This is a genomic window from Rhizobium sp. SYY.PMSO, from assembly GCF_046840415.1.
Lineage (GTDB): Bacteria > Pseudomonadota > Alphaproteobacteria > Rhizobiales > Rhizobiaceae > Rhizobium.
The window spans coordinates 1,383,205-1,397,589 of sequence record NZ_CP177349.1; the positions used below are offsets into that span (position 1 = coordinate 1,383,205).

A 14,385-nucleotide genomic window follows, 5' to 3' on the forward strand; every position below is an offset into this window, starting at 1 on the left:
AGCGAGAAAGCAACAGCTCATTCATCGAGGGGCAAAGCTTCCTGAACGTCCACGCGCGGCTGGCGGTCGAACAGCGCAAAGAGCAGGAATCCGAACAGGAACCCACCGATATGGGCATCCCAAGCTACCGGCTGCGAACTGTCGCCGGCAAGCGTGATCCCGAAGGCGACGAGCGCATTGCCGACAATCCACATGACGATATAGGCGACCACGGTACGGCTGCGAAGCGAGCCGAGGATGCTGAGGCGTGGGTTGAGATGCGCCTGGCGCATGGAAAGCCGGCGGCTGTCCACGGCCGGGAAGGCAAAGCGGCAGGCTGCTCCCATGAGCGCCGAGACAACGCCGGACGCGCCGATCAGAAGCGTTTGATCTCCCCAGTAAAGCGCCGCATGCATGAAGGCGGAAGCGGCGGACGACAATATCCAGAAAATTATATAGCGCAGGGCGCCGATACGCCGCGCCACAGGCGCCGCGAAGACCATCAGCCAGAGGCTGTTGAAGACGATATGCTCGACGCCGCCATGCAGCAGCGAATAGGTAACGGGCGTCCAGAGCCACTCCAGCCCCTGCTGGGACAGGGGGAAGGCATAGCGCGCCGGAATGAAGCTGAAAGTGAAATAGATCCAGTTCAGCGTATCGTCCGACCACCACGGCAGGTTCATGACGGCGAAAATGACGATCAGAACGGCGAGACTCGCCAGAATGACGGGGGGCAGATTGAAAGCCGGAGCGCGCTTCCGCGGCCGCGGATCTTCCGGCTCTGGGCGCGGCGGCTGTTCATCGTCCATGTCTTGCTCGGCTTTCGATAGAAGGAACCGACACATAGCGCAGCAAAAATCAAAAAAAAAGCCGCCCGGGGACAACGGGCGGCGGATCGGGCGCTCCTCTCCGGATTTGACCTCGAAAGGCCCGTCCGGCACCCGGGAAATTCGTGCTGAAGGTCACTTCGTGAAGTGATGAGCAATTCCTTTCATTTGCCATGGCAAAAGGCAACGACAACCTTTCGTTAACCCTAACGGCCCGGTTCTGGCATGGATTTCGCAAGGCTGAAGCCGAGAGCAATGAATGCTCTTGAAGATGAACTGAAATGGGACACGGACGCATTATGCGCCAGAAGACGAGCACTGAGATATTTACCTATTGGGAGCGGATACGCGGCAGCGCGGATGCGCCCACGCGCGATCTGATACAGCCTTCAGCCGTCGCCCATATCCTTCCCGAGCTGTTCATCCTGGAAAATACGGCGGATGACAATCCGCGCTTCCGCTTGGCCGGCACGGGGATCTGCAATCTCATGGGACGGGAGATTCGCGGCGAGAATTTCGCGGGGCTATGGGCCAGCAGTCATCACGACGATCCCGTGCGCATTGCAGCCGGCGTGATGAGGCATGTCGTGCCGGCGTCGATCAACGCAACGGGCTATTGCATCAGCGGCCGCCGCATGACGTTCGAGATGGTCCTGATGCCGGTTCGCACATCGAACGACATCTGCGACAGGTTGCTGGGCTGCCTGACGCCGACCGTTCACTCGACCTGGCTCGGCAACGAGCGCCTGGAGTTTCTGGCACTCGACCGCAGCCGTCTGCTTTACGATCACCCTGCCCGGCTCGTGGATACGCCGCCTCACCCGGATCCGACCGATCTCCTGCCGTTCGAAGGCAGCCTCAGTCTCGGCGAATGGATGCGCCGCAAGTTGCTTCAAGCAAAAAACAGCCCCGACCGCGCCAAGATTGATCCAGCCCGGGACAGATTCGGCGGTCGTCCTTGAGTTATGCCTCAGGGAAGACAACCTTACTTTAAGGAGTTGCGGCTTATAGTTGGGCGAGACGCAATAGGGTTCAAGACGCTTCCATGCACTCATTCCAGCCGGCCCATGCGACGCGGCCCAATCAAATGGCAGGCAATGCCATCCGCAATGATCAGCGCACCTTTCAACGGGTCCCGATCAATATGCAGGGTCGTCTGATGCTGGCCAATTATGAGGAATATGAGTGCCTGGTGACGGAAATGTCCCCGGGTGACCTGTATGTCACCTGTGAGGGACGTCCGCACGCCGAAGAGCGCGTCATCGCCTATATCGATCATCTCGGCCGCGTCGAGGGCAATGTCGTCGCGGTCGACGGCCGTGGTTTCAGCATGTCCATCAATGCGACCGAGCGGAAGCGTGAAAAGCTCGCCGCGCAACTGACATGGCTTGCCAACAAACACGAGCTTGGCCTGCCGGAAGATCGCCGTCACGATCGCCTGATGCCGCGCAATATCCGCAGCGAACTCACGCTCGAAGACGGCACGCAATATGTCTGCCGCATCATGGATCTTTCGCTTTCGGGCGCTGCCGTCGATGTCGAGATACGCCCGGCGATCGGAATGCCGGTGCGTCTCGGCAATATGCGCGGGCGCGTGGTACGCCATTTCGTGGAAGGCGTGGCGATCGAGTTCCTTTCCCTGCAGTCGCGCGAGACATTGCGCGAATTTCTCTGACGCTGTCATCCTGCTGTCACGCGACGCCGCGAAATAGCGACGCTTGGCTTTTCCTTCAAGCGTGACGGCAAGATGCTCTATCCGGATACAGTTCCATTCGATGACGGCCTGCTGGATGTCGGCGACGGACAGCATATCTACTGGATGCTGTCAGGCAATCCCGAAGGGATGCCCGTCATCATTCTGCATGGAGGCCCCGGGTCCGGCAGCTCCGCCGCGACGAGGCGCTATTTCGACCCGCAATATTATCTGATCGTTCAGTTCGACCAGCGCGGCTGCGGCCGCAGCCTCCCCCATGCGTCCGAGCCCGCGATCGATCTCTCGCACAATACCACTTGGCATATCATTGCCGATATCGAGCGATTGCGGGTGCAACTCGGCCTGGAGCGCTGGATCGTGTTCGGCAATTCCTGGGGCTGCACGCTTGCGCTGACCTATGCCGAGACCCATCCGCAGCGGGTGGAAGGCCTGCTCCTCGTCGGCGTCACCATGACGAGACAATCGGAAATAGACTGGCTCTATCGCGGGCTTGGCCATTTCTTTCCGGAGGAATGGGCGTGCTTTCGAGCCGGAGTGCCGCAGCAGGATCGCGATGGCGATCTGGTTGCCGCCTATTATCGCCTTCTGCGCGATCCGGGTCCGGCAATCCATGTGAAGGCCGCGAAGGATTGGCACGAATGGGAGGCCGCATCGATCCTGATCGATCCGCGCGCGACGCTGTCCTCACGCTGGTCCGATCCGCGCTATCTGACTGCGCGGGCACGGATCATTACACATTATTTTCACCATCTTGCCTGGCTCGATGAGCGGCAGATATTGCGCGACATCCATCGGCTCGCCGGTATCCCTTGCACGATGATACAGGGACGGCTCGATCTTGAAGCTCCTCTCGTCACCGCCTGGGAGGTGTCGCAGGCCTGGCCGGAGGCGAAACTGGTGGTCGTCCCGAACGCCGCCCACTCGCTGGCGACCGCGGAAATGGCGGCTGCGATCATTCGCATGACGGATGAGCTTCGCCGCAACAATTCGCGATAAAAACAAAAAAGATTTTCGGCCCGGCTTTCCCAAAACGGGACAGACGCCACCATTTGCAGTGCCTGACGGCGATATCTGCATACGCGCCATGTCTCGTTATGGCACGATCTCGCCCGTGGCGATGCCGCGGCGTTAAGAACTCCCTTTGCGGGAAACCATTCTGAAACAGCGCATTGCGCGATTTTCTCTCCTCATATCCGATACCACAATCGCTCAAATTTTAATCGAATTTGACGCGAACTTGAATCAAGTTTTCTGCGTGTTTTATGAAAGTTTGATCTGGATTTGAATAAACTAAGCCCTTAATTTGACTGCGTAATTTTGCGTCGGATAAAATCATGCGTGTCATTCTGATCCCAATAAAAACAGGGACAGGGACATGAATTTTCAATCCGTACTTCGCGGCTGCGCCGCTCTGGCACTTTCCACTCTTGGCCTCTTCGGCGTCGCTCAGGCCGCGCCCGCCAATATGACGATCACCGGCGACGCGGCTCCTCCGATCGGTCACTATGAATTCTGCAGGGAAAATCCGCGCGAGTGCGCCTATGCCGGCGGCGACGCCGGTCCGATCATCCTCAGCCAGGATAGCTGGAAGACGATTCTGCAGATCAATTATACGGTCAACACCACGATCAAGCCGATGACCGACATGGAACTCTACGGCGTCGAGGAAAAATGGGCCATCCCGACCACTGCCGGCGACTGCGAAGATTTCGCGCTGCTGAAGCGCAAAGAATTGATCGATGCGGGCTTCTCTCCCTCCGATCTGCTCATGACCGTCGTGCTGCAGCCGAACGGCGAAGGCCATGCCGTTCTGACCGTCCGCACGGATCGCGGCGATTTCGTCCTCGACAACATGCGCAACAAGGTGAAGCTCTGGTCCGAGACCGAATACACCTTCCTCAAGCGCCAGTCCGCGGACAATCCGGCTCGCTGGGTCAAGATCCAGGACGGACGCGCCGTTGCGGTCGGCAGCCTGAAATAAGCCTCATACGATCGTCGGCGACCTAGTGCCGGCGATCGAAGTCAGAGGCCCGGTCTCGTCCCCTGATTTCTGTCCAGGCCGGTGCCTTTGAGCCGTTCCCTCTGTCCCGGGGAACGGCTCTTTTTCGTTGAGCGACACTCCTCAAAGCGGCCGCCGGAAACTTAGCGCGAATTAAGTGTGCCATTAGCATGGCTTGCGATCTATATTTAATCGTCGGTTAACCATTGCGGCGCCAATCATCGTTTCCAGCGAGACTCAAAAAAGTCAGATGCCGCGCGGCTTTACCATCGACGATGGCGGCCGGAGCGGAAGGAAATGAAGGCAAGAGTATGGCTTCTCCCATGTCATCCGCCTCGATGATCGAAGAAAGGCCGCTGATCTCCAGCGGCTTTGTCTATCGGCTCACGGCAGGTGTTGCCGTTCTGGCAGCCCTCACCGTTGCCATATCTGTCGGCGGCCATTGGCTTGGCGAGAAAATCTCCCTGGCGGGCCATACGGGCAGCACCAGGCCTATCACCGTGACGATCGGCGAAGACACGATGCGTTTGACCGCAAACACCATCCGCTTTCCCAGCGAACGTACGGACGGCACGGCCGAGCGCGTCGATCTCTATCTGACCTGGCCGCAAATGCAGGGTTACAGCGAAGCCGACCGGATGCGGTTCGACGACATTTCCCAGTCGTCCTCGCTGATTTTCCTGCAAATCACCCAGAGCACGATGTCGCGCGATATGTCCGGCCGGCTCGGACCGATCTATTCGCAGCTGATGGATGGCGCCGCCTATTCCGGTCCCTTCGGGCTGACCGCGCATCGGCTGCGCGCGGATGCCGGCTATAACGGCGAAGTGCTTTTGACGGCGCCACGGCCCGGTGAACCCGATTATGCCGTACGCTGCCTCCTTCCGGCCTCGCCGGCGCAAGCGACCAGCGGCGACTGCCAGAGGGACGTGAAAATCGGCAAGGATTTGAGCGTTCTCTACCGCTTTTCCAGCAATCAGCTCGGGGACTGGCGCGCCATGGATGCTGCCGTCCGGAGTTTCGTCGAGACGCGCCTTGTGGATAACATCGCCCCGGCGACGACTGCTGCGGGCGGCCGCTAAAATGGCGCAGAAACCTGAAACCAACTGTTCATCATAAACCGATTGGTAACGCTAAGCCCTTACTGTTGAACGCAACGGGCGTTCATGGAGGCGGCGACCGGATCATCGAGAATGTAAATGCAAGCAGAGAGTGATTTAGTGTCCAGATCAATTCTTTCCGTTTCGTCGTCTCAAACCGGTAAGATTCTGGCGAGAGCGCTTATTGGTTTTTCGATCGCGGCGGCGACGATTACCGTGACTGTCGTCGATGCCAGCGCTGCCGGGCCGAAATATGCCGGCATCGTCATCGACGCCAATACGGGCAATGTCCTTTATAGCGAAAACGCCGACACGCTCCATTACCCCGCCTCGCTAACCAAGATGATGACGGTCTACCTGACCTTCGAGGCGCTCGAGGCCGGACGCATCACGCTCGATACTCCCGTCGTGTTCTCCCGGAATGCCGCCGCGCAGGCGCCGACGAAGCTCGGAATCGGCGCCGGGCGCTCCGTGACCGTGCGCGAAGCGATCCTCGGCATCGTCACCAAGTCCGCCAATGATGCCGCCATGGCGCTTGGCGAAATGCTGGGCGGCTCGGAGGAAAGCTTCGCCCGCATGATGAACGACAAGGCCCGCGCGCTCGGCATGACGCGCACGACCTATCGCAATCCGAACGGCCTGCCGAACACTGCGCAAATGACGACGGCGCGCGACCAGGCTCGCCTCGGCATCGCCCTGCGCGAGCACTTTCCGCAATATTACGGCTTCTTTTCCGAAACGAGCTTCCGGCTCGGCAATCGCGTCATACCGGGCCACAACCATCTGATCGGTTCGGTTCGCGGCGTCGATGGCATCAAGACCGGTTATACCCGCGCTGCCGGCTACAATCTCGCGACCTCGGTCAAGGTCGATGGACGTTCCATCGTCGGCGTCGTCCTCGGCGGCGCGTCCACGCCGGCGCGCGACAACCAGATGCGCAAGCTGATCGCGGCCTATCTTCCGCTGGCGTCGACGAAGCATATCGCGACCAATGTCATCGCGCAGACGCCGGCCACGGCACCCAATCTCCAGGCTGCAAGCGCACGCATGGCCGACATCAGCCGCGCCAAAGTCAGGAATGACCAGCCGACGGAAGTGGCCGATGCCCGGCCCTCCAGCATGGCGGCGTTCGCAGCCGTGACGCCTCAATCGGCCAACCCGTTGCTTTCGGCAAAGCCTGTTCAACGGCCCGCTTCCGATGAGGTCGCGGACGACGAGACCGAAATCGATACCGTGACGACCGCATCCACGTCCAAAAGCGATGCGAAGCTCGTCAAGCTGCAGCGGGCGGAGAAGTCTGAAAAAGCGGCAAAGGCTGCCAAGACCGAGCGCGGACCGACCGGCTGGGTCGTTCAGATCGGCGTTTCCTCCAGCAAGAATGGCGCAACCGACCTGCTCGATACGGCAAAGAGCAAGGGCGGCAAGGCCCTGCGCTCTGCCAAGCCCTATGCCGTCGCCTTCGATGGCGGCTTCCGTGCCCGTTTCGGCGGCTTCGAAGACCAGAACGATGCGATCAAGGCCTGCAAGGCGCTCAAGCGAGCCGGCGTAAAGTGCTGGGCGAGCATGGAATAAGAATGCGGCGGAGGTCTTTATCGCCGCAAGACTTGAGAATGGGTCGGGCTTCTCTCGATGGTGCCCGGCTCTCCGGTCCCGAATGTCAAACGGGCCGGCCCTGAGTTTGTAACGTGTACGGGGTTTTGAAATGGCAATGAACGAGAACTTTCCCGGTTTCTCGCTCGATAGCGGGGGCAAGATGAAACCGAAGAGCTTTGCTCTTCATCCGCTGCACGAAGCAGCAATGCGGCTGGCGGACCTCGGTCTCAGCCGCTCGCGCTCGCGCAACAAGACGAAAGACCTGATCGGCATCCTGCTTTGCCACGGTGCGCGCGCCTGGCGCTACTCGCAGCCTGAAGCGCACATCCACCTGCATATAAAGGCCCCAACCGGACGGGCGCCGATCATGATGCGATTGCGCTAGAAAGTTCCAGTGAGCTTCACAGCGATGTCCCGCCAATAAGTTGTTTTAAAACAACTGCATGGGACAGAAAGTTGAATTGTTTTAAGAGACCGCTTTACAGCAGTCCGAGTTCGGAAAGTTCCCGCCGCAGGTCGGCGGGCATTTCGGCAGCGCCCCCGAGACTGTCGAGATCGCGCGGCGCATCCTCCGGCGGCAGATAGCGCCACCCCTGGAAGGGGCGCTTCGGCTGGCCGCTCGTTTCCACGACGCTCGGGTCGAGGATCAACCGGCAGCGTTGAATACCCTCGGCATCGGTGAAAGTCTCTATTCCAAGCAGCTTCTGCCGCGCCTGCACCTGCCCCTTGATCACCCAATAAAGCGAACCGCCATCCAGCAGTTCCTCCATTCGCTTCGGCACCATGCGTGTCGTATGGGTCGTATGCGGCTCCAGCCCGGCGGCAATGGCGTTCATCGCCCGCTCGGAAACCCACTCGCGCAGATCCTCTATCGAATCCGCGCCGACGCACAATTTGATGAGATGCAAAGCCATAGTGCCGTTGAAGTCCTTTTGGCCGGCAGCGTCAAGCTTTTAGATCAGGCGTCCACACTCAGCATTCCACGACATTCACGGCAAGCCCGCCGGTCGAGGTTTCCTTGTATTTTTCGCTCATGTCGTAGCCCGTCTGGCGCATGGTCTCGATGCAGGCGTCGAGCGGCACGAAATGCCGGCCGTCGCCCTTGATCGCAAGCGAAGCAGCCGTGACGGCCTTGACCGCGCCAAGAGCATTCCGCTCGATGCACGGCACTTGCACGAGACCGGCGATCGGGTCGCACGTCATGCCGAGATGATGCTCCAGCGCGATTTCGGCCGCGTTCTCGATCTGCTCTGGCGTCGCGCCCATGACGGCGGCAAGCCCCGCGGCCGCCATCGCGGCTGCCGAGCCCACCTCGCCCTGACAGCCGACTTCGGCACCGGAAATCGAGGCATTGTGCTTGATGATTCCGCCCACGGCAGCGGCCGTCAGCAGATAGTTGCGAATGCCGTCCTGGTCCCAATCCTCATGGAAATGCTGGTAATAGCGGATCGTTGCCGGAATGACGCCGGCTGCGCCATTGGTCGGTGCCGTCACCACGCGTCCGCCGGCCGCATTCTCCTCGTTGACGGCCATGGCGTAGACGCTGAGCCAGTCGTTGGCGAGCAACGGATTGATACGGTTGCTGCGCCATTCTTCCTGAAGCTTGTCATGAATTGCGCGTGCACGCCTGCGCACCTTCAGCCCGCCGGGCATGATGCCGTCGACCTTGAGCCCGCGATCGATGCAGCTGCTCATGGCCGACCAGATGCGGTCGAGGCCGGCATCCAGCTCTTCGGCGCTCATATGAGTCTCCTCATTGGCGCGCTTCATCTGTGCAATCGAGAGACCCGAGCGCTCGGACATTTCGAGCATCTGCTTGGCGCTGGCAAAGGGGAAAGGAACGCGCGCGCCTGCCGCGGCCGGCTTCTTCTTGTCGGCCCGCATCTGCTCCAGCTCCGTATCGGTCACGACGAAACCGCCGCCGACGGAATAATAGATGCGCTTGACCAGCAGGCGCTCGTCCTTGTCGAAGGCGGAGAAGCTCATGCCGTTGGCGTGGCCCGGCAGCGGCACCTTCTTGTCGAAGATGAGGTCGGTCTTCGGCTGGAACTGGTATCCCGGATGGCCCGGCGGCGTGATGCGCCCGCTGCGCTCGACCTCATCGATGATACCGTCCATATGGTCGGGATCGACGCTATCGGGCCTTTCGCCCATCAGGCCGAGAACGACAGCCCTGCCCGTGCCGTGGCCGATACCCGTGTGGGCGAGCGAGCCATGCAGGCTGACCTTGATCGAAGCGACATGCACATTCGAAGACGGGCGCGGCCACTCGTTCGACAGCAGCAGATCCAGGAAGCGATTCGCGGCCGACATCGGCCCCATCGTATGCGAGCTGGAAGGCCCTACACCGATCTTGAACACATCGAAAACTGAAAGAAACATGGATATTTGGTGCCTCCCAGGCAAATCGATTTCCGGTAAGGCTACGCTATCGAGGCAAGCTTGCACGGTGATTGGCCGACATCGGATTTCATGGCAGCGACATTACATATAGGCATTCGGGGACGCAAACAGAAGGCCATTGCGCGCCGCCCATCCTGCGATAGAGTCCGCATCGGATCGATCTGGAGAATCTGCCTTTATGACGACTGCCGACTATGTCGCCCTCGCCCTATTCATTCTTCTCTGGATCGCGCTGAACTGGATCGTCAGCAGCGCCAGCTTCTTCAATCGCACCAGCCTGACGCGGGCGATGAACGAGCGCCGGCGGGAATGGATCTACAATTCGCTGCGCCGCGACCTGAAGATGATCGACACGCAGATCCTCTCCGGGCTGCAGAACGGCACGGGCTTCTTCGCCTCCACCTCGATCTTCGCCATCGGCAGCTGCTTCGCTCTGCTTGGTGCCACCGACAAGGTCAACGCCTTTTTCTCCGATCTGCCCTTCGTCTTCGACAGCGGCCGCACGGCCTTCGAGATCAAGGTGGCCGGGCTTGCCTGCCTCTTCGGCTATGCCTTCTTCAAATTCGGCTGGGCCTATCGGCTGTTCAACTATTGCACGATCCTCTTCGGCTCGCTGCCGATGCGCGAGGAAGCCATTCTCGACCCGCTCGGCGCCGAACGAGCCGCGGAGCGCGTGGTACGCATGAATGTCATCGCCGCGCGCAATTTCAATGCCGGCCTGAGGGCGATCTTCCTGTCGATCGGCTATCTCGGCTGGTTTCTCAGCCCCTATGTCTTCATGGCGACGACGATCTTCATCATCGTCGTATTGATTCGCCGACAGTTTTTTTCGGATGCTCGTCTGGCCATCATGGATGGCGATATGCAATGACAGGGCCGCGCCGGCTGCACCGGCGTGCAAGATTTGAGTTCATGCCTGGAAGGACCCAGTAATGGCCGCCATCGCCGAGAGCGCCGATGCACATCCAAAGCCGCCTCGCATCGGCATTCTGGATACGGCGCGCGGCCTCGCCCTGCTGGCGATGGCAAGCTATCACTGCACTTGGGATTTCGAATTTTTCGGCTATCTCGATTCCGGCACGGCCGAAACCGGCTGGCTGAAATTTTACGCCCGCGCCATCGCCAGCACCTTTCTGTTCCTGGCCGGCTTCAGCCTCGTACTCGCCAATACGCCGGAAATCCGCTGGCGCTCCTATTGGCGAAGGCTGGGCATGATCGTTGCCGCGGCCGCGGCAATCTCGCTCGTCACCTTCATCGGCATGCGCGACGAATGGATATTCTTCGGCATTTTGCACAGCATCGCCGCAGCGAGCCTCATCGGACTCCTGTTCCTGCGCCTGCCGGCCTTCGCCACGCTTCTGATCGCAGCACTGCTTGCGGTCGGTATCGTCGTCGACAATGTCATTGCGCCTCTGTCGCTGCATTCGACATTCTTCGATGTCCCATGGCTCTGGTGGGTTGGGCTGTCGGAAAACATCCAGCGCTCGAACGACTACGTGCCTCTCTTCCCATGGCTGGCGCCATTCCTGTTCGGCTTGGGCATCGCGCAACTGGCCACATCGCTCGGCTGGCTGCAGCGCCTGGCGAAATTCGGTTCCGGTCGCAATCTCATTGCCCGCGCCGGCCGCCACAGCCTGATCTTCTATCTGCTTCACCAGCCGGTCCTGTTCGGCCTGGTCTATCTTCTCTCTCTGGTCGCGCCGGCTCCACAGCAGGATCCGGCCGTCGGCTATATCAGGCAATGTGTAGCGTCCTGCACGCAGTCGGGCAGCGAAGCCATGTGCCGCAGTTTCTGCCAATGCACGCTCGACAGGTTGCAGGCCCAGGATCTGTTCAAGCCCCTGGAATCCGGGGCGATCAAGGCAGATAGCGATGAACGCATAAGCCGAATCGCGATACAATGCACGGAACAAGCGCAATGACAGGGTTATTCCATGAATGCCTATCGTTCGAAGTCGCTGAGTTTTCCGTGGCCGCCGTTGATTTATAGCCTTGCCGTCATCGCGGCGCTGTCTGTCCAGCGGTGGTATCCGTTGCCTCTGCCCTTCATCTGGGCACTCGCCTGCTGGGTCGTCGGAGCGATCCTCACCGCCATCGCGGTGACGTTGAACGTTTGGGCCGTCAAAACGCTGCTGGAGAGGCGGACGACCGTGCTGACCCAACGCTGCACCGCGCATCTGGTGACGACAGGCCCTTTTCGCTTTACGCGCAATCCGACCTACCTCGGCTATACCCTGCTGACGGCGGGCCTGGGCTTGCTCATCGACAATCTATGGTTCGTCGCAATGGCGGCAGCAGCAGCCGCGTTGACGACCTTGCTCGTCATCCGCCACGAGGAAATGCATCTCCTCTCGCGTTTCGGCTGTGAGTTCGAGTTTTACTGCAAGCGCACGCGCCGCTGGCTTTAAAATGGAGTCGACACCGGAACCGACAGACGCGATTCTTGCTGCCACGCCACAAAATCCCCCAACAACGCATCGCTTTTACCAAGCGTTGTACCGGAACTATGGCTCTGAAATCGTCTATGCTGAAACTGAAATGATTAGGTCCCCACGCCGATTTCAGCGAGACGGCCGAGACAGGCCTCTTCGACATTGTCGAGTTCGTTCAGCGTATCGTCGATATCCTTGCGCTTCTGACGCAGTTCATCGCGCTTTTCGTCGACGCGCTTCATCAGCAGCTTCAGCTGGCCGATTTCGCCCGGCGGTTCTTTGTAGACCTGAATGATCTCGCGGATTTCGGCGATGGTAAAGCCGATGCGGCGACCGCGAAGGATTTCGGCGATGAGACGACGGTCAGCGGGCCGGAACAAGCGCGTACGCCCCTTGCGTTCGGGCTGAATGAGACCCTCGTCCTCATAGAACCTCAACGTCCGGGTCGAAACTCCGAATTCCCGAGTGAGCTCCGTTATGCTATAATATCCGTCTACCAAGAATCCGCCCCTTCTGCTGCGGAGTATAATATTGACTTTTACGTAATAGTCAATTTTCATGGGTTTATGGTGCGGTATCGTCCCGTCGCAGATGCGAAAACCAATGGAACGCAAGGCCGGCGAGCGCAAAATCACCCTGCGATGTCTTGCTATCGGCGCCGGTCGAACAGGCGCCGTGACAGCTGGATCGATTTCGAATCGGTACGACATTCCCGTCTTCCCGCCTGTACTTGTCCGCCTGCCTCCGAGTCCAGACCGGCTTTCCCCGCCCGCAGAATAATCAGGACTGCCCGATAGATGTCTGCGCGGTAAAGCCGGGCAAAGTGCGCTCAGATCAAGCGCATCGTATTCCGCTCCAACCGGAAAATAGAAAATATATTATCGGCAATTGGATACGATAAAAAGTTCATATGGAGAATTCAGTTATCTGGATGGTGGCGTTGTCATCGCCTTGTCCTTATTCTCCCAGCCGACACACATCCCTCGTTCGATAGAGAGTACCGTGCCCGCACGTCCCATCATCCGCTTCCCCGACCCGCTTTTGCGAGCCGCCTGTGCCCCGGTTGCCGTCTTCGATGACGATCTGCGCAGCCTTGCGGGCGACCTTCTAGATACGATGCGCGCGGCTCCCGGCGTCGGCATCACCGGCCCGCATATCGGTATCCTCAAGCGTATCGTCGTGATTGAACTCAGCCGCGAAGACGGCGTGCGTACATACATCAATCCGGAGATTCTGTGGTCATCGCAGGAGACCATGCGGCACACGGAAGGCAGCGTTTCCATGCCGGGCGCGACCGAGGAGATCGTCCGGCCGAAATCGATTCGCTTTCGCTATCAAGATGTTGCCGGCGATAGGCACGAAGCGGAAGCGCATGATTTTCTCGCCGTCTGCATCCAGCATGAGATCGACCAACTGGATGGCATCTTCTGGCTTCAGCGGCTTTCCAAGCTCAAGCGCGACCGCCTTGTCAGGAAATGGGAGAAAATGCGGGACTAAGGCTTCAAACGGAAACGGGCACCCGAAGGTGCCCGTTCGATATAAGGTCGATCCGCAGGATCAGCCCTTGAGCTTGGAGTTGCAGAGGCTGTAGTAACCGCCGCCCTTCTGAATCCACTTCAGGCCGCCGAGCGCATTCTTGGCCTTGGCGGCGTTGTAGGCATCGACGCAAGTGTGGAAACGGCCTTTGCCGGGCGTCTCGCTGGCATACTTGGCATCGACCTTTGCCGGGAAGCTCACGCCGGACGGGGCAGCCGTCGTCGGCTTTGCCGGTTCGGCTGCCGGCGGTTTGGTGGCATCGGGCTCGCTGGCATCGACCTTGGCAGTCGCCTTCGCCGTCTTGGACGACGTCGTTGCAGCTGGTGCGGTGGCCGCCGGGGCGGTCGTCGTGGTGGCGCTGGCATCGGCGCTGCACTGCGTCGCGCGGAAGTCGTTCCACTTCTGGCCGTTCAAGGTACCGGCCGTTTTGGCGGCCTGGTATTTGGCGCTGCACTCTTTCATGGTTAGCGCAGAAGCCGAAGAAGCGAGGCCCATCGAGCCTACAACTGTAAGAGACGCAAAAGACATCAACAGAATGGCACGACTAGTCATTGGCATTTCCTCCGCTCTATGACGAATGTCGAAACTATTAATCGTATCGTCCCTATCGATTGTCAATCGACGCGCGATCCGGGGGCGACGGAAGACACCATATGCGGACGAACATGAACGCAAACTGTACGAAAATAGCCATCAAAAAGAGCAGCTTGGCCAAAAAAACAATCAGCGATGGCAGTTCGGGGTCCGCAGGATTCGGCTTCGGCCCGATCGGCCGGCCTATCGATGTGGCACAACGGATGTC

General features: G+C 59.6%; 16 protein-coding genes. 11 read left to right on the forward strand and 5 right to left on the reverse strand.

All coding sequences use genetic code 11. The annotated features are described in order from the left end of the window. Positions 1–17: 17 nt before the first annotated feature. Entirely contained in the window at positions 18–788 is a 771-nt protein-coding gene (locus ACJJVH_RS06715) for a rhomboid family intramembrane serine protease (RefSeq protein ID WP_112802501.1), read from the reverse strand. A 317-nt stretch (positions 789–1,105) separates the two neighbouring features. Between ACJJVH_RS06715 and ACJJVH_RS06720 the strand changes: the two genes are divergently transcribed. The 7 genes from ACJJVH_RS06720 to ACJJVH_RS06750 all read left to right on the forward strand — a co-directional run bounded on the left by ACJJVH_RS06720 (position 1,106) and on the right by ACJJVH_RS06750 (position 7,597). Further along, positions 1,106–1,768 carry a PAS domain-containing protein gene (locus ACJJVH_RS06720; protein ID WP_412064958.1) on the forward strand — a complete coding sequence of 221 codons (663 nt, stop codon included), beginning with the start codon at positions 1,106–1,108 and terminating at the stop codon, positions 1,766–1,768. 83 nt (positions 1,769–1,851) lie between these two features. Continuing rightward, positions 1,852–2,481: a PilZ domain-containing protein gene (locus ACJJVH_RS06725; RefSeq protein WP_113361249.1), complete on the forward strand. Its 630-nt coding sequence runs from the start codon at positions 1,852–1,854 to the stop codon at positions 2,479–2,481. A gap of 72 nt (positions 2,482–2,553) precedes the next feature. Then, positions 2,554–3,516: a prolyl aminopeptidase gene (gene pip / locus ACJJVH_RS06730; RefSeq protein ID WP_412064959.1), complete on the forward strand. Its 963-nt coding sequence runs from the start codon at positions 2,554–2,556 to the stop codon at positions 3,514–3,516. A gap of 379 nt (positions 3,517–3,895) precedes the next feature. Next, entirely contained in the window at positions 3,896–4,501 is a 606-nt protein-coding gene (locus ACJJVH_RS06735) for a transglutaminase-like cysteine peptidase (protein WP_113361253.1), read from the forward strand. Between the two features lie 329 nt (positions 4,502–4,830). Beyond that, positions 4,831–5,601: a hypothetical protein gene (locus ACJJVH_RS06740; RefSeq protein ID WP_412064960.1), complete on the forward strand. Its 771-nt coding sequence runs from the start codon at positions 4,831–4,833 to the stop codon at positions 5,599–5,601. Positions 5,602–5,718: 117 nt separating this feature from the next. After that, the gene (locus ACJJVH_RS06745) at positions 5,719–7,191 is read left to right on the forward strand and encodes a D-alanyl-D-alanine carboxypeptidase (RefSeq protein ID WP_412064961.1); all 1,473 of its coding nucleotides are present in this window, start codon (positions 5,719–5,721) and stop codon (positions 7,189–7,191) included. Positions 7,192–7,321: 130 nt separating this feature from the next. Next, the gene (locus ACJJVH_RS06750; RefSeq protein WP_113371802.1) at positions 7,322–7,597 is read left to right on the forward strand and encodes a hypothetical protein; all 276 of its coding nucleotides are present in this window, start codon (positions 7,322–7,324) and stop codon (positions 7,595–7,597) included. A gap of 94 nt (positions 7,598–7,691) precedes the next feature. Here the strand turns inward: ACJJVH_RS06750 and ACJJVH_RS06755 are convergent, their stop codons facing one another. Continuing rightward, positions 7,692–8,126, reverse strand: coding sequence for a DUF1489 family protein (locus ACJJVH_RS06755; RefSeq protein ID WP_112802487.1), 435 nt, complete (start codon positions 8,124–8,126; stop codon positions 7,692–7,694). A 58-nt stretch (positions 8,127–8,184) separates the two neighbouring features. Further along, entirely contained in the window at positions 8,185–9,594 is a 1,410-nt protein-coding gene (locus tag ACJJVH_RS06760) for an L-serine ammonia-lyase (protein WP_412064962.1), read from the reverse strand. Between the two features lie 199 nt (positions 9,595–9,793). On the opposite strand from ACJJVH_RS06760, the gene ACJJVH_RS06765 reads away from it, so the two are divergent. The 3 genes from ACJJVH_RS06765 (at position 9,794) to ACJJVH_RS06775 (ending at position 12,023) form a co-directional block, all read left to right on the forward strand. Next, the gene (locus tag ACJJVH_RS06765) at positions 9,794–10,486 is read left to right on the forward strand and encodes a DUF599 family protein (RefSeq protein WP_113436584.1); all 693 of its coding nucleotides are present in this window, start codon (positions 9,794–9,796) and stop codon (positions 10,484–10,486) included. A gap of 61 nt (positions 10,487–10,547) precedes the next feature. Further along, positions 10,548–11,537: a DUF1624 domain-containing protein gene (locus ACJJVH_RS06770; protein ID WP_113371803.1), complete on the forward strand. Its 990-nt coding sequence runs from the start codon at positions 10,548–10,550 to the stop codon at positions 11,535–11,537. Positions 11,538–11,549: 12 nt separating this feature from the next. After that, positions 11,550–12,023, forward strand: coding sequence for a methyltransferase family protein (locus tag ACJJVH_RS06775; protein ID WP_112802479.1), 474 nt, complete (start codon positions 11,550–11,552; stop codon positions 12,021–12,023). A gap of 134 nt (positions 12,024–12,157) precedes the next feature. Here ACJJVH_RS06775 and ACJJVH_RS06780 read toward each other — a convergent pair whose 3' ends face one another. After that, the gene (locus tag ACJJVH_RS06780; RefSeq protein ID WP_112802475.1) at positions 12,158–12,547 is read right to left on the reverse strand and encodes a MerR family transcriptional regulator; all 390 of its coding nucleotides are present in this window, start codon (positions 12,545–12,547) and stop codon (positions 12,158–12,160) included. Positions 12,548–13,049: 502 nt separating this feature from the next. Here ACJJVH_RS06780 and ACJJVH_RS06785 point away from each other — a divergent pair. Then, positions 13,050–13,544, forward strand: a complete 495-nt coding sequence (locus ACJJVH_RS06785) for a peptide deformylase (protein WP_412064963.1) — start codon at positions 13,050–13,052, stop codon at positions 13,542–13,544. A gap of 60 nt (positions 13,545–13,604) precedes the next feature. Here the strand turns inward: ACJJVH_RS06785 and ACJJVH_RS06790 are convergent, their stop codons facing one another. Further along, the gene (locus ACJJVH_RS06790) at positions 13,605–14,141 is read right to left on the reverse strand and encodes a hypothetical protein (RefSeq protein ID WP_412064964.1); all 537 of its coding nucleotides are present in this window, start codon (positions 14,139–14,141) and stop codon (positions 13,605–13,607) included. Positions 14,142–14,385 lie beyond the last annotated feature (244 nt).